This is a genomic window from Achromobacter sp. 1L-A-4-B-C2, assembly GCF_057291955.1.
Window position 1 is genome coordinate 107,521 of the sequence record NZ_JBXAWP010000003.1, and the last position, 25,442, is coordinate 132,962.

The 25,442-nt window shown below is 58.6% G+C and carries 39 protein-coding genes and 1 pseudogene; 16 read left to right on the forward strand and 24 right to left on the reverse strand.

Translation table 11 applies throughout. The annotated features are described in order from the left end of the window. Positions 1 to 49: 49 nt before the first annotated feature. From AC0Z35_RS13870 to AC0Z35_RS13985, 24 genes are all read right to left on the reverse strand, one after another. Positions 50 to 412: a DUF3168 domain-containing protein gene (locus AC0Z35_RS13870; RefSeq protein ID WP_485132462.1), complete on the reverse strand. Its 363-nt coding sequence runs from the start codon at positions 410 to 412 to the stop codon at positions 50 to 52. Further along, positions 412 to 972 carry a hypothetical protein gene (locus AC0Z35_RS13875; RefSeq protein ID WP_485132461.1) on the reverse strand — a complete coding sequence of 187 codons (561 nt, stop codon included), beginning with the start codon at positions 970 to 972 and terminating at the stop codon, positions 412 to 414. The genes AC0Z35_RS13870 and AC0Z35_RS13875 overlap by 1 nt, the downstream gene beginning before the upstream one ends. Further along, positions 969 to 1,583 (reverse strand): class I SAM-dependent methyltransferase, encoded by a 615-nt coding sequence (locus tag AC0Z35_RS13880; protein WP_485133313.1) that lies wholly within the window; start codon positions 1,581 to 1,583, stop codon positions 969 to 971. Before AC0Z35_RS13880 ends, AC0Z35_RS13875 begins: the two co-directional genes overlap by 4 nt. Next, entirely contained in the window at positions 1,531 to 2,376 is an 846-nt protein-coding gene (locus tag AC0Z35_RS13885) for a hypothetical protein (protein ID WP_485132459.1), read from the reverse strand. The genes AC0Z35_RS13880 and AC0Z35_RS13885 overlap by 53 nt, the downstream gene beginning before the upstream one ends. After that, complete coding sequence (locus AC0Z35_RS13890; RefSeq protein ID WP_485132458.1) at positions 2,373 to 2,831, reverse strand: hypothetical protein; 459 nt, start codon at positions 2,829 to 2,831, stop codon at positions 2,373 to 2,375. Before AC0Z35_RS13890 ends, AC0Z35_RS13885 begins: the two co-directional genes overlap by 4 nt. Before the next feature lie 34 nt (positions 2,832 to 2,865). Beyond that, on the reverse strand, positions 2,866 to 3,198 hold the full coding sequence (locus AC0Z35_RS13895; RefSeq protein WP_485132457.1) for a phage head closure protein: 333 nt from the start codon (positions 3,196 to 3,198) through the stop codon (positions 2,866 to 2,868). Continuing rightward, positions 3,198 to 3,554 carry a head-tail connector protein gene (locus AC0Z35_RS13900; RefSeq protein WP_485132456.1) on the reverse strand — a complete coding sequence of 119 codons (357 nt, stop codon included), beginning with the start codon at positions 3,552 to 3,554 and terminating at the stop codon, positions 3,198 to 3,200. Before AC0Z35_RS13900 ends, AC0Z35_RS13895 begins: the two co-directional genes overlap by 1 nt. Then, complete coding sequence (locus AC0Z35_RS13905; protein WP_485132455.1) at positions 3,551 to 4,345, reverse strand: FliH/SctL family protein; 795 nt, start codon at positions 4,343 to 4,345, stop codon at positions 3,551 to 3,553. Before AC0Z35_RS13905 ends, AC0Z35_RS13900 begins: the two co-directional genes overlap by 4 nt. Then, a complete protein-coding gene (locus tag AC0Z35_RS13910; protein ID WP_485132454.1) occupies positions 4,335 to 5,723 on the reverse strand; it encodes a phage portal protein in 1,389 nt (462 codons plus the stop codon). The genes AC0Z35_RS13905 and AC0Z35_RS13910 overlap by 11 nt, the downstream gene beginning before the upstream one ends. Before the next feature lie 261 nt (positions 5,724 to 5,984). After that, the gene (locus AC0Z35_RS13915; protein WP_485132453.1) at positions 5,985 to 8,024 is read right to left on the reverse strand and encodes a phage major capsid protein; all 2,040 of its coding nucleotides are present in this window, start codon (positions 8,022 to 8,024) and stop codon (positions 5,985 to 5,987) included. 57 nt (positions 8,025 to 8,081) lie between these two features. Continuing rightward, the gene (locus tag AC0Z35_RS13920; protein WP_485132452.1) at positions 8,082 to 9,596 is read right to left on the reverse strand and encodes a terminase TerL endonuclease subunit; all 1,515 of its coding nucleotides are present in this window, start codon (positions 9,594 to 9,596) and stop codon (positions 8,082 to 8,084) included. Further along, entirely contained in the window at positions 9,575 to 9,985 is a 411-nt protein-coding gene (locus AC0Z35_RS13925) for a hypothetical protein (RefSeq protein WP_485132451.1), read from the reverse strand. The genes AC0Z35_RS13920 and AC0Z35_RS13925 overlap by 22 nt, the downstream gene beginning before the upstream one ends. Positions 9,986 to 10,674: 689 nt before the next feature. Continuing rightward, positions 10,675 to 10,905, reverse strand: a complete 231-nt coding sequence (locus tag AC0Z35_RS13930; RefSeq protein ID WP_485132450.1) for a hypothetical protein — start codon at positions 10,903 to 10,905, stop codon at positions 10,675 to 10,677. 218 nt (positions 10,906 to 11,123) lie between these two features. Next, positions 11,124 to 11,507 (reverse strand): hypothetical protein, encoded by a 384-nt coding sequence (locus AC0Z35_RS13935; RefSeq protein WP_485132449.1) that lies wholly within the window; start codon positions 11,505 to 11,507, stop codon positions 11,124 to 11,126. A gap of 152 nt (positions 11,508 to 11,659) precedes the next feature. Beyond that, positions 11,660 to 12,025: a hypothetical protein gene (locus AC0Z35_RS13940; protein ID WP_485132448.1), complete on the reverse strand. Its 366-nt coding sequence runs from the start codon at positions 12,023 to 12,025 to the stop codon at positions 11,660 to 11,662. A gap of 10 nt (positions 12,026 to 12,035) precedes the next feature. Further along, a complete protein-coding gene (locus AC0Z35_RS13945; RefSeq protein ID WP_485132447.1) occupies positions 12,036 to 12,569 on the reverse strand; it encodes a hypothetical protein in 534 nt (177 codons plus the stop codon). Next, positions 12,566 to 12,946 (reverse strand): helix-turn-helix domain-containing protein, encoded by a 381-nt coding sequence (locus AC0Z35_RS13950; protein WP_485132446.1) that lies wholly within the window; start codon positions 12,944 to 12,946, stop codon positions 12,566 to 12,568. Before AC0Z35_RS13950 ends, AC0Z35_RS13945 begins: the two co-directional genes overlap by 4 nt. A gap of 20 nt (positions 12,947 to 12,966) precedes the next feature. After that, positions 12,967 to 14,745, reverse strand: coding sequence for a bifunctional DNA primase/helicase (locus AC0Z35_RS13955; protein WP_485132445.1), 1,779 nt, complete (start codon positions 14,743 to 14,745; stop codon positions 12,967 to 12,969). Further along, complete coding sequence (locus tag AC0Z35_RS13960; protein WP_485132444.1) at positions 14,742 to 15,656, reverse strand: conserved phage C-terminal domain-containing protein; 915 nt, start codon at positions 15,654 to 15,656, stop codon at positions 14,742 to 14,744. Before AC0Z35_RS13960 ends, AC0Z35_RS13955 begins: the two co-directional genes overlap by 4 nt. A gap of 105 nt (positions 15,657 to 15,761) precedes the next feature. Beyond that, positions 15,762 to 15,902, reverse strand: coding sequence for a hypothetical protein (locus AC0Z35_RS13965; RefSeq protein ID WP_485132443.1), 141 nt, complete (start codon positions 15,900 to 15,902; stop codon positions 15,762 to 15,764). After that, positions 15,899 to 16,453, reverse strand: a complete 555-nt coding sequence (locus AC0Z35_RS13970; protein WP_485132442.1) for a Ref family recombination enhancement nuclease — start codon at positions 16,451 to 16,453, stop codon at positions 15,899 to 15,901. Before AC0Z35_RS13970 ends, AC0Z35_RS13965 begins: the two co-directional genes overlap by 4 nt. Further along, entirely contained in the window at positions 16,450 to 16,863 is a 414-nt protein-coding gene (locus AC0Z35_RS13975) for a recombination protein NinB (protein WP_485132441.1), read from the reverse strand. Before AC0Z35_RS13975 ends, AC0Z35_RS13970 begins: the two co-directional genes overlap by 4 nt. After that, positions 16,863 to 17,372 carry a hypothetical protein gene (locus AC0Z35_RS13980; RefSeq protein WP_485132440.1) on the reverse strand — a complete coding sequence of 170 codons (510 nt, stop codon included), beginning with the start codon at positions 17,370 to 17,372 and terminating at the stop codon, positions 16,863 to 16,865. The genes AC0Z35_RS13975 and AC0Z35_RS13980 overlap by 1 nt, the downstream gene beginning before the upstream one ends. Positions 17,373 to 17,459: 87 nt before the next feature. Beyond that, the gene (locus AC0Z35_RS13985; protein WP_485132439.1) at positions 17,460 to 17,729 is read right to left on the reverse strand and encodes a YdaS family helix-turn-helix protein; all 270 of its coding nucleotides are present in this window, start codon (positions 17,727 to 17,729) and stop codon (positions 17,460 to 17,462) included. A 39-nt stretch (positions 17,730 to 17,768) separates the two neighbouring features. Here AC0Z35_RS13985 and AC0Z35_RS13990 point away from each other — a divergent pair, with 39 nt between their 5' ends. The 16 genes and pseudogenes from AC0Z35_RS13990 to AC0Z35_RS14065 all read left to right on the forward strand — a co-directional run bounded on the left by AC0Z35_RS13990 (position 17,769) and on the right by AC0Z35_RS14065 (position 25,438). Continuing rightward, the gene (locus AC0Z35_RS13990; RefSeq protein ID WP_485132438.1) at positions 17,769 to 18,914 is read left to right on the forward strand and encodes a S24 family peptidase; all 1,146 of its coding nucleotides are present in this window, start codon (positions 17,769 to 17,771) and stop codon (positions 18,912 to 18,914) included. A 30-nt stretch (positions 18,915 to 18,944) separates the two neighbouring features. Then, positions 18,945 to 19,376 carry a hypothetical protein gene (locus AC0Z35_RS13995; RefSeq protein WP_485132437.1) on the forward strand — a complete coding sequence of 144 codons (432 nt, stop codon included), beginning with the start codon at positions 18,945 to 18,947 and terminating at the stop codon, positions 19,374 to 19,376. 41 nt (positions 19,377 to 19,417) lie between these two features. After that, positions 19,418 to 19,606: a hypothetical protein gene (locus tag AC0Z35_RS14000; protein WP_485132436.1), complete on the forward strand. Its 189-nt coding sequence runs from the start codon at positions 19,418 to 19,420 to the stop codon at positions 19,604 to 19,606. A 399-nt stretch (positions 19,607 to 20,005) separates the two neighbouring features. After that, the gene (locus AC0Z35_RS14005; protein WP_485133314.1) at positions 20,006 to 20,419 is read left to right on the forward strand and encodes a beta-sandwich lipoprotein; all 414 of its coding nucleotides are present in this window, start codon (positions 20,006 to 20,008) and stop codon (positions 20,417 to 20,419) included. 52 nt (positions 20,420 to 20,471) lie between these two features. Continuing rightward, positions 20,472 to 21,008 (forward strand): RNA ligase family protein, encoded by a 537-nt coding sequence (locus AC0Z35_RS14010; protein ID WP_485132434.1) that lies wholly within the window; start codon positions 20,472 to 20,474, stop codon positions 21,006 to 21,008. 57 nt (positions 21,009 to 21,065) lie between these two features. Then, a complete protein-coding gene (locus tag AC0Z35_RS14015) occupies positions 21,066 to 21,356 on the forward strand; it encodes a hypothetical protein (protein WP_485132433.1) in 291 nt (96 codons plus the stop codon). Positions 21,357 to 21,396: 40 nt separating this feature from the next. Continuing rightward, the gene (locus AC0Z35_RS14020; protein WP_485132432.1) at positions 21,397 to 21,591 is read left to right on the forward strand and encodes a hypothetical protein; all 195 of its coding nucleotides are present in this window, start codon (positions 21,397 to 21,399) and stop codon (positions 21,589 to 21,591) included. 820 nt (positions 21,592 to 22,411) lie between these two features. Then, positions 22,412 to 22,588, forward strand: a pseudogene (locus tag AC0Z35_RS14025) (HNH endonuclease signature motif containing protein); the annotation flags it as partial. Positions 22,589 to 22,606: 18 nt separating this feature from the next. Beyond that, a complete protein-coding gene (locus AC0Z35_RS14030; protein ID WP_485132500.1) occupies positions 22,607 to 22,819 on the forward strand; it encodes a hypothetical protein in 213 nt (70 codons plus the stop codon). 89 nt (positions 22,820 to 22,908) lie between these two features. Continuing rightward, entirely contained in the window at positions 22,909 to 23,181 is a 273-nt protein-coding gene (locus AC0Z35_RS14035; RefSeq protein WP_485132431.1) for a hypothetical protein, read from the forward strand. 101 nt (positions 23,182 to 23,282) lie between these two features. Next, complete coding sequence (locus tag AC0Z35_RS14040) at positions 23,283 to 23,426, forward strand: hypothetical protein (protein WP_485132430.1); 144 nt, start codon at positions 23,283 to 23,285, stop codon at positions 23,424 to 23,426. Next, complete coding sequence (locus AC0Z35_RS14045; RefSeq protein ID WP_485132429.1) at positions 23,423 to 23,605, forward strand: hypothetical protein; 183 nt, start codon at positions 23,423 to 23,425, stop codon at positions 23,603 to 23,605. Before AC0Z35_RS14040 ends, AC0Z35_RS14045 begins: the two co-directional genes overlap by 4 nt. A 138-nt stretch (positions 23,606 to 23,743) precedes the next feature. Further along, positions 23,744 to 24,268: a hypothetical protein gene (locus AC0Z35_RS14050; protein ID WP_485132428.1), complete on the forward strand. Its 525-nt coding sequence runs from the start codon at positions 23,744 to 23,746 to the stop codon at positions 24,266 to 24,268. Continuing rightward, positions 24,255 to 24,872: a lambda exonuclease family protein gene (locus tag AC0Z35_RS14055; RefSeq protein ID WP_485132427.1), complete on the forward strand. Its 618-nt coding sequence runs from the start codon at positions 24,255 to 24,257 to the stop codon at positions 24,870 to 24,872. The genes AC0Z35_RS14050 and AC0Z35_RS14055 overlap by 14 nt, the downstream gene beginning before the upstream one ends. A gap of 2 nt (positions 24,873 to 24,874) precedes the next feature. Continuing rightward, on the forward strand, positions 24,875 to 25,213 hold the full coding sequence (locus tag AC0Z35_RS14060; protein WP_485132426.1) for a hypothetical protein: 339 nt from the start codon (positions 24,875 to 24,877) through the stop codon (positions 25,211 to 25,213). Between the two features lie 66 nt (positions 25,214 to 25,279). Continuing rightward, positions 25,280 to 25,438, forward strand: a complete 159-nt coding sequence (locus tag AC0Z35_RS14065) for a hypothetical protein (protein WP_185975355.1) — start codon at positions 25,280 to 25,282, stop codon at positions 25,436 to 25,438. Positions 25,439 to 25,442 lie beyond the last annotated feature (4 nt).

Here is a 25,442-nt window from a genome sequence, read left to right on the forward strand (position 1 = left end):
AAGAAAAAGCCCGCTCGAGGCGGGCAAGGCAAAACTAGGTAGTAGGGATCTATCGGGAGTTAATGAAGTCGGCCTGAAGGCCAATTCGAAATAGCTTTGTGTCTGGGTCGCGCTGGTTGACGGCCAATCGGTTAGAAAACCCTGCGGCGTCTATGGCGTCACGCACAGCTGTGGCCAAAGCGTCGACCTGGGCATCGTCCATGGACCAACAATCAATCTGCACGCTATCAAAATCGCCGCACGGAACGCCGCTGATCTGGTCGAACGGCTGTCCGCTAACTTCAAACCAAGTCACGTACGGCCTGTCTGTATCTTGCGGCGCGGCGCCGTGGCGGAATATGCGCACAGGGTCGCCACCTACGATTGCGAGCACAGCGGCTGTCTTGAGGGTTTGAAATACGGCTGGCAGCATTACTTGTTCCGGTTCTTGGCGCCCATTTCGGACACTACCTTTTCGATACGTTTGTTCAGATCCTGAGTGATCACGTTGATCGCGGCTGCTCCATGTTGTGTTACAGCAGGGCGGAGCCAGGGAGTCGCGGCCTGCTTGCTCGTTCCGTACTCCATCATGAATGCGATGTCATTAGCACGGATCTCTTGCAAAGTCCGTTTACGGATCCTCCGCTTAGAATCGGCCATTCTTCTGGTAGCTCGCCGTCGCTGATTTCCCGCAGGGTGTTTTTCGTACTTCACCGTGACGATATATCGCTCGCCCTTCGTGCCATCGCGCAGATTCTTGCGCATGGCTACTACGTTCTTTTCAGTGAAGCCAGTCGTCGTGGTTATGCCTGTCTTTCCTGGCATGGCAATTGCTCTTCGCAAGTTCTTCTTGGCCTCGTCCCGAATCAGCCTGGCACCTTTGGCCAGAGCCAGCTTCACCGGGCCGCCACGCTTCGATACGATCTCGGCAGGCAAGCTTTTGAGCGTGGCCAGAACGCCGTCGACGCCGGAAAGCTTGACCTCGACCTTCATTTTATCCTCATGAACGCGTAGCTGCGGATGCCTTCGCGGCTGAGTTCCGTCTCAGCGTCGTTGTGTTCCATGCAGACAAAGCCCTGGGCCTTCATCCAGTCGATTAGGCCGCGATGGGAGAAATACCAAATGTGCTCGCCGGGCTTGTAGTGGCGGCTTGCCGGAACGCCATCGCCATCTTCGAAGATAGGGATGGCAACGAACGCCCATTCGCGAACTTGGGCCAGCAGTGCAGCCGGGTCGGGGATGTGTTCGAGGCTGTCCCAGCACGTGATCGCATCCACCGGACGGCTGTACGGGTCGCAGTATGCGTCCCGCTGGCGCAACCACTCGTTGGCCTCTGCGTTGACGTCATAGCCCTGCGCGGCCGCGTACTCCACGAATCGACCACCACCGATACCAATGTCCACGACCTGGCCAGCGTAATGCCGACGCACCAGGCACAATCGCGCTTCCGTCAGCAGTTCACCCATCGGCGACGAGTCACGCTGGCGGAACTCTTCCCAATAGCTGGTCGTGTAGTCCATCGCGGGACGGGGATGGAACCCCATGCCCAACTCAGGCCACCAGATCAGGGAGTCTTCGCAGCCAGTCGGCAAAGTCACTTGCATGGTTCTTGATTCGCTTGTCGCAGTTGTGTTGTCTCTGCCGGCACCGGCAAAGGTTGTCCGGGACCGAGAACCGAATCCGGCTCAGGTCCATGTACTTCTCGTCCGCAATTAGTTCTGGGGCGTTGAATCCGCCCTGCCCGCCGCAGATGATCCAGGCAGGCACCTTCATAGCGATGGCGGCCGGCAGAATCCAGCCGATGCCGCCTATCACCGCCGCAGCCCCTCGGACCAATGCCATAAGCTGCCGGACACTGAACTCACCGCCGTGATAAACCTTGTCAGCCGGTGGCAACTTGCCCACAGCCCACTCCTTGCCTGGCTCCAGATCGGCCACCGAAATGACCCTATATCCAGCCGCCCGAGCCACTTCAGCGGCCTCGGCGATGTACATGGTCAGCGGGTTGCGCGCTTCTGCCACCCATTCCGCTCTAACCGTCGCTGGTCGCACCACCATGTACCGCCCTGCAATTGGTGACGGGCCGAAGTCAGGTAGGTCAAATTCCCCAGGCGTTACCCCAAAGCACCGGCGCATCCCGGTAACGATGCCCGCTGTCCCATACTGGACAGAGACCGTCGTATCCCTCGGGGCCTTCACCCAACGAGCCTCGTCCTGCCTCGCCATATTCTTGGATTGAGTCCGCAACGCCGTTTCAGAACGAACGAACTTCACATCGGGCAGGTCTTCATACAACTCCGGCCAGGGCGTTTCAAGATAGACCGGGTCTTGCAACTTCTTCACGAAGGCGCGTTGGTAAATGTTGTCGCCTAATCCCTTCATGCCACGAACGATCAAGCTGCCCCCATTGGGAAGCAATCCAGCGCCGAGCCCGGCGTACAGTTCACAACCTCAATCCCGCTGTTGGCTCGTGCCCAGTCTCGAAACTGGTGCAGATGCACAGCGCGCCGGAACGGCTTCGTATTCACCAAACCGTTTGTGTATTCACCGAAGAAATGCGACCCGTGCATATCAAAGCCATACAGTCGGATCCGACTTGCGCCGAGATTCACCGCAACCTGCAACGCTAGAACCCCGCTAGCCCACTGCGTATTGCCAGGCCGACAGCGTTCCACGCCATGCATCTCGCTGCTGGAGAACCGCCGTCCGGCAAAGTTCATTGCCTCGGGGTAGGCTCTCCACCAGGCGCGATCATTCGCAGCCAGGAAGTTCGCCCAAGGCGCCAGTTCAAACACGTTGCTGACCACCCCTACACGCTTACCGCGCAGCGATTCAGCCAGGTCACGGCTCATGCTCGGACCCGGTGCCAGCAACACAAACTCCAATTCAGCCCTCGTTCAACCCGGCCGCGACCGGCAGAGTCAGGTATTCGAGCCCACTATCCTTGTCGGCAAGCACGCCTCGGATGTTGTAGACAGTGCCACGATGGATGATGCGATCAGTGGCCAGGATCTCGCGAGCACGGATCGTGATTCGCGCCGTCACTTCGGACTGACCCGCCGCCGACTGCACAAACTCCCGAGCAGACAGCGGCTCGACGGCTGCCCAAACCTTGGCGATTTCCGCCCAGGTCTCGACCATCGCTCCGGTCGTGGTGTCTTGCACGTACGAGACGCGCTCAATCGAAACGCGGTGGCGCAGCTTTCCAGAGTCGAGCATCAGACCACCGTAGGCTTGCGCAGGCTGTAGATCAATGCGGTGGCCGCCTTGGGCAACGCATATCCGTATCCCCACTGGTCGCCAACAGAGAACTCCTGCGATCCATCACGCTCTCGGTACAGATACGCCACCGTCAAGATAGTGGCCTGCTGTACCCGGGCAGGCACACCCACCGGGTCGCCGTTTGAATCCACCTCTACGAGTCCGGAGGAATCCGTAAACGTGGCACCGTACTCGCCCAGATAGTCCATCACGGCATCGCTGGCGGCTTCGATCTTCATTGCCAGATCGGCGTCGTCAGCATCCGTATCAGAACGGATGTTGTCCCGGCACTGTTGCAACGTAACGAGCTTCATAGCTTCACCGGGGCTGTCTTGTCGACGCCGTTCCGGCCGTCCTTCCCATCCCGGCCCTTCTTAACGGCCAAGCGCCATCCGCTTTCGGGGCTGTCAGGCTTCGCGCCGGTGTCCTTTTGGGCAATCCAATACGACCCGGCCCATGTCACGGAATCGCCGGGCGTGTACACGTGGCCTTCTTTGAATATCCCGCAGTCGACCACGACCGGCATGGTCAGATCGAATTGCTTCGTCAGATCACCACGAACGAGCTTGAATGTCACCGTCTTTACGCCGTCGAATTCGACCTCAAGGTCTTCGAATCCAAGCCCGTCACGGCCATCAGTTCCATCTTTCGGCACCGGAATTTTGTCGATTGCCTTCTGTAGCGTGTCCTGGGCTCGCCGTTCGAACTCCAACGCCCACTTGGCCACCTGCATTTCCAGAACCGGCGCTACGTCTTCGGCCGTGACGGACTTGCCGTCAGACGGTCGAGGTAGTTTCGCCACCAATTCCGAAAGATGCTCACGCAGGGCTTCCATATCCGCCGGCGCGCCATCTTTTGGCTGGGGGAGCGCGCCCACCGCCTTTGCAACCAGGTCTTCGACCTGCTCCATGTCGGCGTCTCGACCGTCCTTAGGCTTCGGAATGCTGTCCACCGCTGCCTTGACGGCGGCTGCAATTTCCTCGGAGAGGTCGGGCCGTTCGGCAAGCTTCTCCGTCAGTTCAGCGATCTGCTTCTGCAACGGCTCGACGGCTTGGCGGATAGCCTCGCCCATCGCTTGGCCGAACTTCTCGGGGTCAAACAACATGGGCTGGCTCCGGTTTGGCGGCTTTTCGCATGGCTTCAATTGCCTTCTGGGTCGCGATTAAGGATTTGGCTTCCAAGATCAGCGACTTGTCTTCATCCGAAACTTCGGCCGGTGACGGAACCGGGGCCGGCTCCTGGGAAGGCTGAACGATCTTGTTCTGCCGGACCTGATCCAGCGGGAAGTCCTGCTGTTGCATGTAGACGGTATCGCCACCGTCCAGCGGCGGCAGGTTGACTTGCTTGCGACCTTCGTTCGGCGCGATGATCCCGGCGTCCACGCCAATCTTCAGCGCTTCCATCTGGGTCTTAGTGTCCATACGCATCAAGCCGTCCAGATCCAGGTCAACTCCCTTGCTCACTCCATCCAAACCCAGGCCATCGTCAAGACACGCCTCCATCTCTTCAATGGGAGACTGTAGGCAGCCAGAGTAGTAGCCGCGGTCAAGCGCTTCGATGTTGTTGTAGCTGGGGGCTTGACCAACGCCGACCTTGTATCCGGGTACATGAAACACGGAACAAATGCGCTCGTCAGACCAATTCAAAATCTGAATGAGCTGAGAGTCGGTTGCGTTGCGGCTCATCGGCTCGAATTTCATGCCATCGCCCAGCACAGCCACCTTCCCGGCATTCACTCCGGAATACCCAGTCTCCCAAGCTGCTTTGATCGCGGCAGCGTTCTCGGCAGTGATATTGCCAGGCGCAACGAGAATCCCACCTGGATTCGCGTTGTTGCCGAAGAATGTCGCGGTGTTGCGTTGTATCTTGATCCCAATACCCGCCGCTATGGCAGCTGCGAAAAGGGGCGAGATGCCGACCAACGGGTGGTATAGGCAGTTCATCCGGTCATGGATGATCTCGCTGGCAGGGACCGTTTCGCTGGCAGTGCGCACGCCAGCAAGGTTGTCTTGGCTCAACTGGTAGTAAACCGACCCATCATCCGAAACGAGGGGCGTTACCCGGCAAGGGTCCAAGACGTGAAGGCGCATGACCACACCCCGCGCGTCACGCTCCTTCAAGACATAGGTGTTTCCATGTCGAAGCTTCGACATGATCCACCACTGCTTGAACTGGATGTGGTTCTGATAACGGTTCGGATGGCGCAGAACCGGCCAAAATGGAGAGTTCCCTTCTACCTCTGACCAAATTCCGTTTGAATCCTTCGCTACGAGTCTCGTGCGCAGCTTTCCGATATCGTTCGAAATCAGGGTTATGCAGGCATATACGATGGGCGAACACAGCAAGTCTTCAGCCGTCCACTCGTCATTCTTCTGCCAGCCACCGGGGTACGGCTCACGGACAAACGGCCACCAGCCGCCTCTTCCACGACCGTCCACAGGAGCTAGCCACTTGGACAGAAGCGAACGCACCCCGAGCTTCATCCCATAACCTTTTGTTGGCGCGTGTATTTGCGCTTCGGTTTGGCGTCAGACGCATTCTCGCTCGGCGCCACTGTACGATCCGCGACCAAATCACGAGTCATATAAACGCCGTGGCCCAAGGCCTTGAGAATTTCTGCGTCGCGCTTGGACATAACGCGTTCACGACCATTCTTATAGGTGAATGTGACTCTGTTCATTGTTATCCCTTTCCATCTTGTAGAAGGGGCCTCCCTTCGAAGGCCCCTTGAACCAGAAGGCTAGTTAGGCGCCCCAGCTCACGCCCGTCAGATAGGCCACACCCGAGGCACGGCGGCGCGCCCAGTTGATGTAGCGCTCAGCGCGGAATGCCGTGCTGTTGGTCTGGAACATCGAAACCAACGACGTGGCCGTACCGGTGCCGCTGTTGTTGGTGGGGTTGTCCAGCATCTGAAGCGACGCCTCTTGCGAAGCGTCTACCGTGACCTGACCATCGTCAGCCAGCCAGATATCGGAGGCGTTTGCCAGGACGACAATGCCGCCGGCAGAGCTCGTCGGCAGGTAGTCGGAAACCACGACCGGGACGCCCATGAACGTACCGCCGTTCATCGTCAACCCGGGGAATTCCGACTGACCAAGCGGGTTCTGCATCAGGCTCAAGGCCAGGGCCGTAGTGCTGTCCATGATGTACACGGCATTGCGCGGGGCGTTGCGGGCCGTGATAAACGGAGCCCACAGCGCTTGAATGTCTGCGCGCACTGCGGCTGCGTCCGAACCGCTGGACGCGATGGCGGTTGCGCCGTTCGTGATCGACGCCGGGGAAACGTTCGCCACAGCGGTCTTCGCCGGATCGATGAAGTCGATATCAATGCGTTCGATGACCGCCGCCGCCAGACCATCACGAACGAGACGTTCCGCGCTCGGATTGCTGAATCGGATCAGCTCGTTCGTCAGAACACTGATCGCTGCGACCTTGTTCCAGCGCAGTTCGGTGGCAGTGAAGTCGAACGAGGTCAGGGGCTTCGGCGCGCCTTCACCCACCCAGTAGGCATTGCCGCCAGTCGTCTGGCCACCGATGCGGACATTGAACGGGATGCGGTTCAACGACGGTACCGAGCCTTGGCCGAATTGGCCGATGATGGTACGCGGACGCAAGAAGTCCACGAAGTCCCCGGCAAAGTTCTGGTAGTCGACGAGCGGACCAGCCCAGGTCGCGTCCAGCGTCGTGCCGGCTTCTACCGTGGCCTTCATCAACATACCGAGGTTCAGGCCGTTGGCCTGCAATTCCAGCGCTTTGACGACTCGCTCGTTTTGCGGGTAGTGATTCTTGGCCAGCTTCAGGGCCATTTCCGGGTTGCCCTTGGCGGCCAATTGGCACATCGCAAAGCGCGCGAACTCGATGCCTTTTTCCAGCTTGGTTGTGTCCTTGACCGAGACCGGCAGCATGCCCCGCGAATCGCTGGCTTCCTTCTCGGTATGACCCTTCACCGGCTTCGCAGCGGCGATGAGGTCCTTTTCCATGACGCGCAGATCGATCAGTTCTTTGTCGATCGCGTCCACTTCAGCGGTGATTTCAGCAAACCGCTCCTGCTCTTGGGAATCCTTGGTTCGGCCTTCGTCCACCGCCTTGGATTGAATGGTGGTGCGCTCGTTGGTGAGCGCGGCGCGCTTGTCATCCAGCGCCTTGATTTGTTCTTGCACGTTCATGGTCTGTTTCCCTTTCGTTCGGGTATAAAAAAACCCGCCAGTGGCGGGCTGTTTCTTGGTTCCCGAGACGCCGGGAGATACGGGCTTTCGCCCTGCTTCTTCATCGCCCTGCGCTTCATTGCCAGACGCGGCGCGCAGAGCGGTGTCGATACTTTTGATGCTGTGAATGGAGGCGGACGCATTGGCCGGGATCGTCACGAGGCTCAGCTCGAAGATCTCCGTTTCCGAGAAGCGCACGCCGCCGTTCTCGATAAAGCTGTACTCAATCGCGCGAAAGCCGATAGACACCCCGCGCACGAGCTTGGCCTTCACCGACTGCCAGGCCATGTCGACCAGATCCTTCAGGGCGCCCGGCTCGTCAATGACTGGCAGCGAGGCGGTGAAAGGAATGCCGTTCTTGGTGGGCTTCCCGAACTTTGCGGTGCCGACAGGCTTGTCATGCTGGTGCTGCCACAGAAGCGGCAACTCGGCGGCAAACTTGGCGCCCAGCGGTTCCACGACGTCGCCCACGCGATCAGGCTCGGGCGTGGTGGCAATACCGGTTATCTCGCGCTTCGATTCGTCCAGCGCCTTGATTTCCAAGAGGCTGTATGCGCGGGTATTGAGCTTGTCAGGCATGCAGGCCTCCCAATGCAAAAAGCCCGCTCTGGGCGGGCATGGTTATGATTTTCATGGTCATACGAAGAAAACTTTGTACTCGGCGACGGTGGGCGCCTGCTCCGGTGGCATTGCCGCCACCGCCATCGCCAGCGAGACCATGCCGTCAATCCGGCCTGAAGACTTCGCCTTCGTGAACTTCCGATTTCCCGCAGGATCCTGGACGACCGCAGCGTTCATCGCGCACATGGTCAGTACCGGATGCTCGCCATGCTTTAACTTCGCTCCCAATAAGCGGGCCTCAAGTTCGCGCAAGGCCGGGCTCATTGACATGAACCCCTGGCCGAACTCAACGAACTTCGCCAGTTCCTCTTCGGTGAAGCCGACCCGAATCAGCCAGGGCTTCAGGAATCGCATCATGGCCCGGTCAAACGCCAGAGCTACGACGTTGCACGTGTCGAACACCTTGCGCAGTTCATGAGCGATGAACTCGTATTCAATTGCCCGGCCTGGCGTGGTCAGAAGCAGCCCCTGGTCGGCCCACACGTCGTATGGCACGCGGTCATTACGGGACTTCTCGGCTAACCCTTCCTCGGGAAGCCAGAACCTCGGGTGGACATCGCCCTCGTCTGACACCAGCACCAAAGCGGTCAAGTCCGACACGCTGGACAGATCGAGGCCGCCGTATACCGTCTTGCCCGCCAGCATCTCCGGCTGCGCACCGTTTTCTTCCCAGATAGCCCGGGACACAAATGGGTTATGCGCCTCCACGCGCTGATTCAGGATCAGGTTGCGGTACGAGTTTTCCCGGCTAGGCATGCGCTTGGCGTCTGCCGCTTGGCGGCGCACCTCGTCCTTGTTCATGAAGTCGTCAAAGTGCGGGTTTGCCGCTCTTATCGCTTCATCCGAGAACGCTTCCAACTCCATCGGTGCCGTATGCAGCACCACCTTCTGCCGTGGATCGGCACCCGTCAGCGCGTCGTCGATCAGCAGACTAAGCAAGTCCGCGTCCGTAGGCGCTTGGGTGCTGATCACGATCGACAGCGGCGAATCCTGCGCAGCGCTGGCCGTCTCAAGGGCTTCGTAAAGCTCAAATCTAGGGCCTCGCACTTGGCCCAACTCGTCATGGATGGTGAAGGCGGGGCTCAGACCGTAAGCGGTGCTGGCCTCTGCGGACAGCGCCCGGTAAAGCGTTCCCATCTCCGTGCAAAACAACTGCTTAGCCGTATCTCGGATCAACACGTACTCGGACAGATCCGGCGACATCCGCACCACCTTGGCCGCCAGGGCAAACAGGATTGCCGCCTGCTCCCGGGACTGCGCCGCGCTGTACAACTGGCTGTTCGGCTTCGCCTCTGGCCCACACAGGTGGAGCAGCAAAAGGAAAGCAGACAGCGCCGTTTTGGCGTTCTTCCGAGCCATGCTCAGGATGAACAGCCGCGTCGGGCTGTCGTAAATCTGCTTGATCCAGCCGCGTTGGTGCTTCGTCAGCTTTACCGGCTTACCTACCAACTTGCCTTCGGGGATTCGGCAGTACTGCTCAATCCAGGCAATGTTGCGGTCGCCACGCGTCAGCCGTCGACGAGTTCCCAAGGCTTCTTAGACTTTGCCTGCCGACCGTTCGCACGGCCCACGGTCTTCGGGTCGGCCGTGGCCTGGCGCGTGATGCGCAGCCGCGTAGCCAACGAAGACGCAGCCCGGCCTTCCCGCTCTTGCATTGAAAGCAGCCGGTCGTACCGCTTGAGCCCATCATCATCAGCCAGCCAAGTGCGATCGAAGTTCATGATCTCGTCTGCCAGCAATCGAGCCTGGACAACGTGACGACAGTACTGCTCCAGCAGGGGACTATGCGTGGGTGAGAAGGCGGTCGCGGGCTGGTCATTGACCACTTCCGCCCAGACCATCCGCTCGGCGTCCGTAATGTGCACCGGAGCCCGAAGTCGCGAATCGCTGGAAACGGACGCAACTTGGGCCGAAGTCATCAGTTCTGCCTGAGACTTCCTGCCGCGTTGTGCCATTTCTTCCTTTAACTGCGTCCCGCTTTTTTCTGGACGTTTATGAGAAAAGAGTTGAGCGGCCGGTCTTGGTGGCGTTGCTCATTTTTTGAGCACCCATCCCCCCCGGCCATTTGTAACATTTCAAGGTCGGAAATGAGAGTTTTTCTCATCTTCCGGAGGCCGCACCGGACTGGTGCATACCCTCTATGGGGTAGCCATCCACCCCGATCTGTACCTTTCGGCGCCCGGACTTCTCGAGCGATTGCTTGTCTGAGTCGTGATGCGCTTTGCATAGTGACTGGAAGGGGCCGTTCCAGAACTTCTCTGGATCGCCCTTGTGTGGCTCGATGTGATCGCACACCCTAGCCTCTGTCACCCTACCCTCTGCCTCGCACATCACGCATAAGGGATGCGCCCTTAGGTGACGTTCGCGCAACTTCTGCCAGCGCCAGGTCTTGTACCAAGCGCTCCAGGGTTGGCTGCTCATAGCGGCTTGTGCCAACTACGGAACTGGCCCACCGATGCGACCTCGGACGGCTGAGGGATTACGGACGTAGATACCAAGCGGTATCGCACCCATCCGTGCTTCACCTCTACTACTTCCTTCTCGAACCCTGTCATCTTGCTAACCCCTAAGGAGCCAGCAACTACCGGCTGCTTTCGGAAGGGCCAGGTCATAGAGGCTGGGTATCGTCCCGCTCACCGCCTACTGCCTCGCCATCAAGCGTGAGCTCGGGCTGTTCCATCTCTTCGCCTTCATCTGCCAGTGCATCCAGCAGCGCGTCGAGCTTGGCTTCTATGCGGTCAAGCTGTGTAGGCTCGGAAGGCTCAAGCCACTCCCGCTTTGCCCGTCGCTCTTGATCTCGCTTCAGGCTTCCTGGGTAGCCGCGACGGTCTTGCACCATGTGGACCATCTCGATTACGCAGACAGGCGCTTATCGTCGAAGTGGAGTCTGTCCCAGCCCTCATGCGCGATTGCCCAGGGCCGAACGTCTTTCGGTTGTTTGTCCATAACAGGGCTCCAATGCAAAAAGCCCCGGCATCTGCCGAGGCTTCGTTTCCTATGGACGAGCGCCGTCCACTTGGAAAGGATGGTACCTACGTTGATACGCAATGCAACCCCTCACGCGACCACCTTAATCATGTCTCGCCGCCGCAACATAGGCAGCAGTATTTCCTTGGCTTCTTGGTAGCGGCGCTGCTGCTCTTCCAGGCTACAACGCGGATTGCGGAATACATGATTCGGCACATCCTTGTTCCGCAGGCTGACCCCAACAGCGGCGCGCAGGCCAACCGGCAGCGTACTGAGGCAGACATCTACCTGTTCGGCGGTGTACCGGTTCAGCTTCGCGTCGGTGTCGTCGTCATCCCCATAGGCATCCATGTCGGATACGCCCTGGAATCCCGGCGCCACACGACTGTGGCCCAGATGCTCGCGGTGCGCCTTGGCCCAGTGGAACCAGGTCATGAGCAGTTCTTCCAGTTGTTCGCTTTCGTCTTTCGTCATGTGATCCTCGCTGAATAGCTGCTCTAGTTCCTTTCTTGCCTGCTCCTGCCGGCTCAATCTGGGCGGCTGCCTTGGTCTACGCTCTATCCCCTGAAGCCGCTCGCAGACCAGGGCCGGGTCGCCCATCGCCCACTTAGGCAGGAGCGCGCCCATTACGCGTACTCCGGGCTGTACAGCACCTTGCTGCTCATGTTCACCGGGCTCGGCATACGCATGTCTTGCAATCGCGCAGCAGCGAATTGCAGCCCCTTGTCTTTGCTCATCTGATACACGCGGCCGGTATCTTTAAGCAGACGAGGCGGAACGACCTCTGACGGCCTTAGCGCCACCCAGGCACGGATCACGGTCATTGCCTCACCAGTCGGAAGACTCGGGTCGACCTTGTGGATTTCCTCGGCAATCCTGGTGGCGCAGCTGGTGTGCTTGGTGATCTTCACGCCGTACTGGCTGCGCAGCCGATCTATGGCGGCATTGCGCATTTGCTTGTTCGAATCTTCAACGCTTCTCGGCATAGCCATGATGTTTTCCTTATCGAATAGACGCTTGGACGGTCAGGGCCACACCGATAGCGGGCCATGCGTGACTGGAAACCCCATACAAAGGGCCAGGCTTCGCTTTGATTCCGATCTGGGGAGTTGATCCGCCACCCGAGGCTGGGTACTGATCGATGATTGCTTGGCGGACATTCGAGTCTTTTGCTTTCGTGGTCCCGCAAAGGTGGATCTTCACGTCCTTGCGGTAGACGAGATGGACCGAATCCGGGCTATGCCAAGCCTGAACAAACCGTCCCACCCACAAGCACGTCTCGAATACCTCTTTCCCGACAGCCATTCCGTAGCTGGCGATCATCTCGATTGCCAGGCGGGTAGGGTTGAATTGGTGAATCCGGTGCTTGATGAAGTCCAGCATGTCCTGATTCTGATAAACGCCCGAGTCCACAAGGCGCGTATCCAGCATGAGGCACCAGCCCGATTCAGCTGGGCCAGGATCAATTGCCAGCGTGTACTTGGAAGCCGATGCGGTGCCGGCCATCGGATCCATCGCAACGTCCATTTGCTTCATGCCGCACCCACTTGCGCCCGCAGGACACGAAACGGGTCGAACATGCCAGGCACGTACCCGCTACGAACCACGCAAATGGTCAACGCCACGTGCTCCAGCGCCTTCTTGCGATCCCGCTCGTTGATGATGGGCATTTCCGGCAATTCCTTGGCTTCACCCCGGCCAACTGCGTACACGTGTGATTCGTAGGTGGCGAATTGCCTCACTTCCGGTCGGCGATGGACCGCTTCATCTTCCATAAGGAGAACCAACGCGTTTCGAACACTGGGCTTGGTAAGCCCCGTCGCCGCCGAAATCTCGGCAATCGTCTGCATGTTCTGTTTCTCTAAGGCCGCGAGCACTATCCGCTTATTGCCTCTGCGATTCTTCGTATTCATGGTTGATCCTGGATATGGCCTTAGACGGTTTCGGGCACGCCGGAGTACTGCACGTACGTGTACGGGCGGCGCTGAGGGTTGGTGGTGAACTGCATGGCTTGGCGGTTAAAGAACAGGTAAAGGCTGCGAGCCTGGGTCTCGCCGTTGCGCTGCTTGTGCAACTCCAGCTTCGCGTCGGGCGTATCCGGCGCTTCCCCATCTTCCTTCTGGGCAGACCAGACCGAGAAAACGTTGTCTGCTGCGTCCGTCAGCTTCGAGCTACCAGCGACGTCCATCTTTCCCGGGTTCTTTTTCTCGTTCTCGCCCTTGCGCGGATGCGCCACCAGATGAAGGTGGACGCCGAACTCACGGCAGAAACTGGCCAGCTTGCGCATGGCTTCCTTCTGGGCCGACATGGCGCCAGCGCCGTCCTCTGGCACGTCGGTCATCATCAGGCTGTCGATAACGAAATGGCGAATCCCATATCGCTTGAAGCCGTAGCGGAAGACTTCCAACAGGCGGTCGATGGTGGCCGTGCCGGTCAGGTTGAACAGCCACGCCTTGTCTTGCAGCCATAGGCCGCAATGGTCAAAGTAGGCCTGCGCCGGGCGATCTTGACCGGTCAACTGCTTGGTCATGCGACGGCCCTGGTTCACGGGCGTCATTTCTCCCGAGAACACGCATACCCGTTCGCCTTGGCACTGCAAACCGATCAGCACCTGGTTCAGCAGCAAAGACTTACCGTGGCCGTTGTAGCCGGTCCAAACCGTGAGCTCACCCTGGCGGAACTGGAACCACGTGTGATCGGTGCCGTTGAAAGTCAGGCAGGGATCGACCACCTTGTCGCCGCTGGGCCAGAAGGAGGCCTTCACCTGCCCCCAGAAGTCCGACATGGGGCGCAGTTCTTCTGGGTCGAATGGACGGGCAGCCCGGAAGCAGTGGTCAAAGTCCGCCGCTTCAGCACCGCCGAGCATGTAGTCGTTGGCGTCCTTGGCCTTGTCGAACAGCACAACCTTGCAGCGTTCCAGGCCCAAACGATTGGCCACTTCCCGGGCGCCCTTCTGTCCTGCTTCGTCGTTGTCGTAGCAGAGGTAAATTTCGGAAAACCGTTGCAGCCGCTCCCAGTCGTTGTCCAGCCACTGGTGATTGCCTGCCCCTGCGTTAACTGACAGGGACGGAATCCCCATCTGGTGGCCGGTCATTGCGTCGATCTCGCCTTCGAAGATCGCAACGGTGCGGGCCTTCGGGTCGATCAACTGCCAGCCGAACAGGCAAGGTTCAGCGCCTCCTTCCTGACGCATGTCCTTCTTGTCGGACACGCAGCGGTACTTGGCGTTGATGAACTCGCCTTCACGCAGATATGGGAAGACGGCATAAGCCTTCCCGCTACGCTCCTGTTCGGCGATCTGGAACGCTGCGATTGTTTCTTCAGTCAGGCCACGGCTCATCAGCCAGTCCCGCACGGGTTGCTTGGGTTTGTGCGCGGTAGGCTTGGCCGGACGCTTGTACGTCGGCATTTCCTTCTTCGGCATGCTGTCTCGGATGCCCAGGAAAGCCTTCGCTTCTGCCATGGCCTGCCCGATGGACAGGATGCGGACGGATGCCCAAAGATCCAGAAGATCGCCCGAATCGCCCGTATTGAAATCCTTCCAGACGCCCTTCTTCGTGCCGGTCAGCCGGACGGACAGGGAACCGCCCGCATCGCCAGACACACTGCCGGCCTTCCACTCGCCGGATGCCTTCTTGCCACCGGGCAGCAGGTATTCCGCGATGCGCAGGGCGTCGTCCGCCAAGCGTTGGCTCAATTCGTGGGCATTCATGCTGTTGCCTCCAGGCGATGACCGTCTTGCCACAGGTATGCAGTTTTCTCGCTGCAACCGGCGTTCTCCGCTTCGAACGGCGATGAGAAACCTGCGTTGAGCCACCAGCCAGCACCCGGTGCCTTCCGTTCCACTTGGCCGACATAGCCCGAGAACTTGCGGGCGCCGAAAAGCGTTTCTGGCCGCAGGTACACCGCCATTTCCGGTTTGCTCTGCCACTCCGAGACTTTGGCGTCGATTACAGCCTTCACGTCTTGGACGGAATAGCCTTCACCGAGTCGCGCTCGGATCAGGCCCAGGTTCGATTCAACCGCCCGGTAGTGGCAGCCGGTACGGTCGTTCAGATGGTCCAGGATTTCCCTGGCTTCGGAATTCGAGGCCTTCACGCTTTCGAGTTCAGGCTTTTCGGCTGATGCTTCGTCGGGCTTGCCCGACAAAGTGTTTTTCTTTTCTTCTTCTCTACTCTTCTCTTCTCTAGGCGTTTCCTGGCGTTCCATGGCGTTTCGTGGCGTTCCGTTTTCCTTATTGGCGTTTCCTGCGCTACCTTGGCGTTGCCGATAAGCCCGCACACGATCAGTGCTCTTGTCGTCGTCCATGCGTTCGCGCTTAGGCTGGCGCTTCTCCCACGCAGCCAGGCGCCCGGTGTCCTGGTTGACCAGGGCTCGATCATTCATCGCCGTGTAGATCGCTTGGGTACGTCCATCAGCGAGACCCAATGCGCAATCCAAAGCTTCAAAGTCGATATCGCCAGGGTTTCCGCGTTCGTCCGCAGCACTAGCGGCTTCGAGAAGGCATGCCCAAACCGCGATTACCTCGGCAACCGACGCGCCGGACTTCTTAGCGACCAGCTGGAACTTCGGGTCGTTGACCGTGCCGTGGTGCCAACGGAACCAATCAATTCCATTCGCCATTTCAGTACCCCCTCAGTCGCAAGACCGAGAAAACAACCCGCACAAACCATGCGGGGATAAGGCCAGTGCAGTAGCCTTCCATCACGTGAGATTTGATGAACGTCTTCATGACGAGGCCAGCAGAGCTTTCATCGCCTCTGCCCATTTGTGAACATGCGGAGCCATAGCAGTACGACGCTTCAGCTTGGCAAGCTTGCGTGCTTCTTCCATGGCTTTGTCGTAAGCGACCTGTTGAGATTCGGTCATGCTGGCTCCGCGTTTTGGATAACGGGATCTTCGCTGCGCAGTTCAGACCCTTTTTTCGAAAAGACCTTGGAGAAGGCGCTTTTCGTCGAAGAAACAACAGCGTCCGGACACTTTTCTTTCTGGAAGAACCCAGCAGCGTTCAACGCAGCAGTCGCAACCTCGGCTCCCTGCAACTGAAGCTGCTCGATGCACCAAACCAGCAGATCCATCTGCTTGCCATAGCGCGTTTCGAACATGGCCTTGTGCGGGTGAACAGCGATAGCCAGTCCGTCGTCTTGATGGTGACTCGCGCACAAAGGAAGCACCTTCCAGTGAGCCTCAGGCTTCGTCCGGCCGTCTATGTGATGGATCGACACGTAGTCGTTGAAGATCCCATCCATGCGGCAGGCAACGCAGCCAATGCGGCTGGCCAACTGGTCATGGAAAGCCTTTTGAGCGACCGACACCGAAGTGCCCTTCATGCCCTTCGACTTGATAGGCTGGCTGCGACGACTGATGGCGCCACGCGCACGGAGCGGGGTGCTGCGCTTGAGGGTGGTATTCCAGGTCATGCAGCCTCCCTGCCGAGGGAAGTCGGGGACCACTGAACGCCCTTCTCGTCACCCACGGAATGGGCGAAGTTGATAAGCTCGCTCATCTTGCGAACGCCCATCTTGCTAGTGCGACGGCCAAGCATGACGAAGCCGCCACGGATGCCTTCAGCAATGCGGTGTTCTTGATCCAGGCTGGCGGTCAGAATGTCCTTCCAGTCTTCCGGCGACAGCTTTTCCAGCTTTCCGTTGATGGACCAGTCAACCTGTTTGGAAAGATCCGTCAGGATCGACCACAGCAGGTCGTTTTGATCGATGGTCCGGGTGCGCTCCTTGATCTCCACCCGGTAGCCGTCAGGAGCGTTCGCGCAGGCGTGAGCCGCATTACGGCGCGCCAGTGGGTGGGAGAGGATGAACACTTGGCGTTCCATTACGCCCTCGACACATTGCGGGCGCCACGGAAACCCATAACTGCCAGGTCCATGAACAGCGTGTAAAGCTCGTCCTTCTCTTGCTGAGAGAGCGAACCATCAGAAAGAGCATCGATGGTCGACGAAGCAATCTTTCCGGTCAGAGCGGAAACGCGCATGACCTTCTCTTGAATCGCCCTAAGTTCGTCAGGCCATCCACCGTCAGGCGCGGGGGGTACGTCCAGAACGGCAAGGCCGTGTTGCCCAACCGAGTGGGCCTCAACCCAGTCACGGGCGTACTCGGAGCCGCCAGCCTTTTCTTCCATCCACTCGCTCAGCAGGTCAGCCATTTCCACGCTGATCGCATCGCCTTCCGACCGCTTCAACTTGGCGCGCAGCGATTCGGGGTGAATAGATTTGCCGCGACGCTCGGTCAAGAAGCGAGCCGCATCAGCCACACCGCCCGGCGTCTTGCGTACGCAGTTGTAGAGAACGTCCAGCCAGTCGGTGTTGGTATAGCGGCAGGTCATGCGTCACCTTGAAATCTGTTTTCTTTCAGCCTTTCGGCGTTTGTGCGGCGCAACTAAGATTCACCGCATGGAACAACTCAACTTTCTCTACGACGCAGTTGCAGCAATCGCAGGCTTGGCCTTCTTGACCCGGCGCGGCTTGCGCAAAACGTCCCAACGGAAGTTGGGGAACAACTCTTCACAGACCACTCGCTTGCCGGTAGCCTCTTCGATGACCGGGCAGTGCTCCGAAGGAAGCGGACGCGAGCCATTGACCCACTGGCTGACGGACTGCGGGGTCACTCCGAGGATTGCAGCCAGAGCTTTCTGACTTCCTACTATCGAGATGGCCCTTTCGAGGCCGACATTTCGGTCCATATCCGGTCCTAAAGCATCACTTGCCTCCATACTAAACCAATGCTTTATGAAAAGCAATCATTGCTTGCATGCCCGCTGCGCAAGCACAATCAAGCAATGCTTTCCCCCGCTCTGATTCAAGAACTCCTCTCATCGCCGCCCGAAGACCTCGCAGGCAAAGTTGCCGCGACCATCGGGCGCGGACTCGTGCCCGCTAAAGACGTTGCCGACGCATGTGGAGTTACGGTCCAAGCCATCAACGGATGGAAGACCAACGGGCGTGTTGGAAAGCAACACATAAAGACCTTGGCGCGGATGACGGGGCTGCCCATTTCCTGGTGGCTCCCGGGAGACGACCTGGACGAAGACACGACCGGCATCGGCGCGTCTGCACCGTGGCCCTTTGCCTCGGTGGACCGCGAACGAATCGACGCGCTCCCGGCTGATCGCCTCAAGCACCTAGAGGGCGTTATCCTCTTTGCGCTCCAGGGGTATGACGGGGGCACGACGACTATCAGCGTGCCTTCTCAACAAGCCTCATTGCGTGGCTCAGGGGCGCGCGGATCAGTCGTCGATATGGATCTGGCAGAAGACGCATTCCCTATGCGTATTGGCGGGATGCCGCCCGCACCCTGGGAGGGTGGCAGAACCGTTGCTCAATCGGAACTGGAAAGCCGTATCAGGCTTTCGACTGAGGTAGGTGTTGTGGCCAACGTTGGCCCAGGCGATCCCCACGCAGCGAACGACAAATTTGAGAAGGTTCCTGAAATGGCGGACGTCCGCCTCGCAGCTGGCGACGGGATCGAGATCGTCGATGAGACGCAGACCGGTGTAATGCAATTCCGCCGCTCGTTCCTTCGGTCGGTCGGAGCTGATTCCGGAAAGGCGCGCGTCGTCTACGCAAAGGGCGACAGCATGGAACCCGTAATTAAAGACGGTGCCGCACTGTTAGTTGTCCCAAATGAAAGCCTTTCGTTGAGCGACCTGGCTAACGGCGGGGTCTACGCCATCAACTATGACGGCAAGATGATCGTCAAGACCGTGGCGCGCGACAAATTGACCAAGCGCTGGGTGGCCAGGTCTTTCAACCCGGCTTATCCGGACATATCCCTAGAAAATGGGCCTCCCGTCCGCGTCTTAGGTCAGGTTGTGTGGACCGGGGCCAGACTGCGGGACGATGAGGCTGGACAATGGTTACGGCGCTAGCCGAACACTTCTTTCAGTCGAGGTAGCCGAATGCGTCTTGGTGCACTTGTTTTGACGGCCTTGCTCATAGGAGGCTGCGCAACGCCGCCCGGGAAATTGCAGCATGACGACTTTGACTGGTCAGAAACTTCACTAGCTATTCCTCCGGAAAAAGTGTTCGCTGGGCTGCAAAACTATGCCAGGGCGTGCGGTGGCATTCTCGACCAGGCGCCAGCGTGGTACCCGACGACTACCGGTGATGGGTCCAAGGTCGATCTGTTCATGAAAGGGATCGCTGGCCAGACGGATTTTGTCTACGGGGTTATCGAACTGAACGCGGCAGCGGATGGAACGACCAAGGCCAGGACGGGTATCCAAACGGTTTACTCGAAGCCCGCCTTTCGTAAGCGCGGATGGTGGACAGAGAAGACAGAGAAGATGTACGCAGAGATCCAGTCAGGCTCTTCGCCCACCTGCCCATAAATTCCATTACCATCCCGGCATCAACCCACGGAGCGTATCGAATGATTCCAGCAATCGGACTGATGGTCGGTGCATACATCTTCACCCGCATGGTCGACATGCTGGGGCGAGCTGACGTTTCCGTGATCGCCAAGATTTTCTCCGTGCTTACTATCCTGGTCGTTCTGTTTGGCTGCTTTGTGCTTACCTTTGGCAGCGCCATCCCTGCCTTGCCCCCAAGGCTCAGATAGAACGCCCTGCCCCGCAACCCGCCATGTGCGGGTTTTTTTACGCCCATACATAAACCATTGCTTGCTTTTAATATAAAGCAATGGTTTAATTGAGTCACTGCCTCACGGAACACCGCTTAGGCCTCAGGCCAGCACCGATCCGCGACGGGAGTACTCAGGCAGGTTTATGGCGCCACCTGACGCCCGTTAGCCCGAATGACCGCAGTACGGGTCGCGTGAGAAGGGAATTGCCTAGCCAGGGCTGCAACCTGGTGGACCGGATCGCCACGACGAGTACCCCTTGGGAGACGTGGACGCTGCGAGCAAGGGACGCAAATGAGCCTCTTTGGAGGCCACATTTGAATCGCCGCTGGATGGCAGCGCAGCGATTCATGTGTGATGACTCATTACCCCGGAGAAATGATGAAGAAGCTCTTAGTGCTGCTGCCGCTGGTCGCCCTACTCGCAGCTTGTGACGATGACGCCCGAGTCGCCAGTCGCAATCTGTCCAAGGCTGCAGACAACTTCGAAGTGAACCGCCGCATCGTCTTCTACAACGGCATCACCGATCAGTACATGCTGACCGTTGAAGGCCGCTGCTCGATTGACACAAGCTCGACCGGCAAGACCTTGCATGTCATCTGCATGACCGGCCCCGGTGAATACAAGAAGCACTTCCTCGGGCTTTCCGACAACGTGACGTTTTTTGCCGAGCAGCTGGAAGCGGTTAAGGCCAGCGCCTACCACTACCGCGTCACGTTCAAGCCGCAGCAGATCATTCCTGATATCGACTTCCGAGGCAGCGGGAAAGCCCTGCAAGACCTTGTGAAGTGATAGCCGCCAGCCCGTTCCTAGAGCGGGCTTACGAATGAACAAGGAGAGAGAAATGGAATTCGAAGACTTTCCGAAAATGGCGCGGTTCTCGCGTGAATGCATCATCACCGAGAAGATAGACGGAACGAACGCGCAAATTGCGATCACCGAATACGGTGACATATTCGTTGGCAGCCGGACGCGATGGATCACCCCAGAATTCGACAACTATGGGTTCGCCGCTTGGGTACAGGAGAACCGCAGCGAACTCTTGAAGCTTGGCCCCGGTCGCCATTTCGGCGAATGGTGGGGTGCTGGAATTCAACGGCGATATGGCGTGCGAGACAAAAGGTTTTCGCTGTTTAACGTATCGCGGTGGTCGGATGACGGCGTACGACCGGACTGCTGCTTGGTAGTGCCTGAGCTGTATCGAGGGGTGCTAGGTGTTAGCACGGTGGAGTGCGTGATAGACGAACTTTCATTGCTCGGTAGTCGCGCCGCTCCCGGGTTCATGAACCCTGAAGGGATCGTGATCTATCACGTCGCAGCGGGTATTGGCTTTAAGAAAACGATTCATAAAGACGAGTCGCCGAAGTCTCTTGCCGCTTGATCGCAGAGCCCGGCCCGCTTCTTTCAGGATTCATACCGATTAACAAGGAGAACGAGCATGGCGACAGGCCAACGAATTGCCCCGCCGTCTCTCAGCCGCGGCGTATTCGGCTGGGACTCGTGCCGTCTGGCCGACGCGTATAGCACTCAGGAGCTGGTCGATGCCATTACCTGGGTCAGCCAAGCCCCGTGCTGCGCTAATCCTGAAACCGGTTCTATCTGGCTGCTGAACAAAAAGGCCCGTCGCATCAGCGATCAGTTGGCGTGGGCGGTTCGCCACAAGATGGAAGAGAAGCGCCGCGCCGAGAAATATCCGCTCGGCTACATGCAAGGTCGCGGAGCGGCTTAACCCCCATCCCGTTGATAAGCCCGAGGGCAAAGGAGAAGAGATGGCAACGAGACAACCTCCGGCACGCGCCAAATGCACGTTCCGATCCAAGCATGGCAGCAAGATGGACATCAGCGGCGACATTCCCACCGCCATCGAAATGGGCTTCTTCTACTTGGACACGCCGCAGCAACGCGACGAGCTTCTGACCAAGCTTATTCACATCCACGAGAAGCTGCGCAACAAGGGCGAATAACCCTACGAATTCTCCCCCTGGTGCTGCACAGCAGCCGTAGCCGCACGAAACGCGGCGCTATCAAGAGTGCTGAGCGGCATGGTTCGACTCCATGAACTGCTCCGATGCGCCAAGCGCGCTAGGCGCAGGTGGCCCGCCAGCACCCTTGATGGCAGCAGCCCATGAGGCACCTGAAACATGGAACCATCCCCCGGCGCGCTGGTGTCCGCAAGGGGTGGCAGAGAAGCCGAAACTGTAAGCCATCAACGCCTAAGCCAGACAAACACGATCCTCGTGTGCGGATGAAGGCTGCGGGCTGACCACCCCGGGAAAGTAGCGGGGACTATCAAGAGAGGCGGTTTGTGATGCTGCTATTGCCGCAGCGAGCAACCGAAGGGCACGACGAGAGCAAGCCGCCTCCCTTGATGGCAGCAGTACCGTGCTAGCCGGGCCGGGCCAAACCCGGCTGCCATCAGCAATCGTCCGGAGTAGTTGCCGGAGCTGGAACCGTAACCAGCACTTCCCCCAGACGTCACTGCGGTAGCGCCTTAGCCGCGCTGCACAACTCAACTTTCAACACGCGAAAACGGGTACGACAAACCGGTGCTTTATCCGGGGCGCAGTGACGTCTGGAAGAAGTGAATCTACGACTTACGCAGTCTTCCCCCACCTATCCAAGCAATTCGCCTACAGCAATCCCGGGCCCGGGTGCGTGATCGGTGATGCGCCGTGACTGGATGGCCGGAGGACTGCACCTTTAAACGGTGATCCCATGCCATCTATCAACGAACGTTTTGAATCGTACGTAGAACGTGTGCCCATGTCCGGGTGTTGGATTTGGATGGGGGCCGTCCGAGAGCGCGGTTATGGACAATTCCATGCGAGTGGGAAGAACGTCGTAGCCCATAGGTACGCGTATGAGACGTGGAATGGTCCGATCAAGCGAGGTGAGGTTGTATGCCACCGCTGCGATGTGACTTCTTGCGTCAACCCGGACCACCTATTTGCGGGCACTCAGCTCGAGAACGTCCAAGACATGGATGCCAAAGGCCGCCGTGCCCTCCAGTTAGGTCGCAAGAATACGCGAGCGAAGCTTACCGAAGCTCAAGTCAAATCAATTTTCTATGACCAACGTGGCTACAAAGAGATCGCCGCCGATCATGGCATAGGTAAATCAAACGTCTTTCAGATTAAACGCGGAAAGGCGTGGCCACATTTAGCACTTATCCCGGAGGCCCGAGATGGATGACCTAAAGCAGATGCTTCGCAACGCCTGGGACATGCGCTGGTACTACGCGATCCTCCTTGGCCCTCTGATCTATTACGTGGGGTGGTGACATGGACCGTTACCACGGAGACGAGCAGTACGAGGTCTTAACGGCCACCGTCCAAGACGTATGCCAGACGCTGGGCAATCCTGCTAGCTGGGATGCAGACAACCACGACGCGCTGTACTGGGCCAAGCGGCTGGGGGATGCGGACTTCTTCGCCAACCTGGGCCCGGCTGACCACATGGCGATTCTGTACGCGGTGATGTACAGCAACAGCCCGTGGGTGCTCGGCTTGCAGCGCGATATCAAGCACGCCATAGCCATCGAGTTGGACGGTTGAATGACCCTCCCCACCCTATCCCACCTAATCGGCCTGTTCGCCGCCCTGTACCTGGTTGCGCTCATCGGTGATGAGGTGGCGGCCATTCTGAGGAAATCAGCATGAATAACGGATTCTGGGATCGCCCGGCAGATGAGCGGGCCGCAATCATGGAACACGCTGCTGAACGTGGCGGCGTAGAGAACTTCTTCGACCTGGAGCCAGAGGACCGGGCGCGGGCGTATAGCCAGGACGACGACCAATGATCCGCCTCCTGCGCAAGCTACTCCAAACGGATGCCTACGAGAAAGTAGGCATTTTTTCTGCCTGCCTGCTCTTCGTCGGTGTTGCTGTACTGGCCTACGGGAAGATTCAGCAATCTGAGAAGGCCTCTAACGAGCAATGGGCGCACGACGGCGGGACGAAGTACGCAGCTAAGGAATAGATATGACCGAAATCACCATCAACATCGACGATTACTTGAATCGACACGATGTCAGCCGTCGACCTGCGTGAACGCATCGAGGACCTGGTTTGCGACGCGATCATCGGCAAGCTGACGGCGCCGGGGAAGGACTAAGCCATGACTGAGAAAACTCATTACCGGAAGGCGTTCGATAGCCCGTACCTGAGCAGCGCCGATATCGTCGAGCCGACCGTTTTGACGGTCGCCCGCGTCTCGCTCGAGGTTGATCGCACCAAGAAGACGAAGGACATGTTCAACACTGCCCACTTCGTCGAGAAGGAGCTACGCCCCGGCGAGAAGCTAAAGCCGATGATCTTGAACGCTTCGAACAGCAAGACCATGAAGGGGCTGACCGGGTCCGCCTTTATCGACGACTGGCAGAACATCCGCATCACAGTCTACGTGGACCACAACGTCCGCTTCGGCAAGGAGACGGTTGAAGGCCTGCGTATCAGCCCACACGCTCCTGAGCGCAAGTACCTGACGCCGAACCAGACGAAAGCCTGGGAGAACGCCAAGTCTGCGTACAAGCGCGATGGCAGTCTGGATGCAGTGCTAGCCCGGGTAAGTATGTCCGAAGAGCATCAGGCCCAACTCATGGAAGAGTGCGAGGCCGGGGAGCCTGCAAATGCAGTTTCATGACGTCCAGCAGAACACCGAGGAATGGCAGGCGTTGCGGCTAGGTAAGGCGACCGCCTCAAACTTCGGTTGCATCATGGCGAACGACGGCAAAGCCTTCGGCGACCCAGCCAAGCGCTATGCCCTGCAACTTGCTCTGGAACTGGCTACCGGCAAGAAAGCCGAGTACAGCTTCAGCAACGAGCACATGGAGCGCGGACACGAGCAGGAACCGGTGGCCCGCATGCTCTACGAGGAAGAGTATTTCGTCGACGTCAGCAACGGCGGCTTCTTCTGCCACGGCACCTACGGCGATTCCCCGGACGGGCTGGTGAACGATGACGGCGGCGTCGAAATCAAGTCCGTCATCGCCAGCACCCATTACGCCACCTTGACTAGGGGCGAGTTCGACCCGGCATATCGATGGCAGCTAATCGGCCATCTGGACTGCACGGGGCGCGACTGGTTCGACTTTGTTAGCTACTGCTCGGACTTCCCAGCGGACAAGCAATTGCTGGTCTACAGGCTGATGGCGACCGACTACCAAGACGAAATCGAACGGCTGCGGGCACGCCGCGCGCAGTTCTTAGAACTGGTTCAGGAAACACTTTTGAAGATCAAGGGATAGAAATGACCTACGACAACACGGACCGAGGCGTCCTGTTCAAGAACGACCGCAAGAACTCCGATAGCCAACCTGATTACAAAGGAAATATCAATGTAGGCGGCGTCGAATACTGGCTATCGGCTTGGGTCAAGGAAGGAGCCAAGGGAAAGTTCATGAGTCTGTCCGTCACCCAGAAGGAAGACCAACAGCGGCCACCCGCGCAGCAAGCCGCCCCGAAGCGTAACGATTACGCGGAGCAGAGCGGCGGTGGCCGCGCCCAGACCTCCGGTGGCAGTCTGGCCGACATTGACGACGATATCCCATTCAGTCCGATGTTCGGCCGCAAAGCGCACTACCTCTAAGCCCCCCCCGCAGCCCCGTACCCCGCCGTCTGTCCGGGGCTGCCCTTCTATTGCCTGGAGATCCACGTGGAATCCAAAGACTCCCCTCAGTACGACGAAGACCCGGTAGTCAATTTGGTGATGTCCGTGGGTCTGCCGGGCTTCGTTATCGGGTTCATCGCCGTTATCGGAACCATCCTATTCATCTGCCGCCGCGCGGTGGAATTCTTCTTCCCTGGAGCCTGAGAGC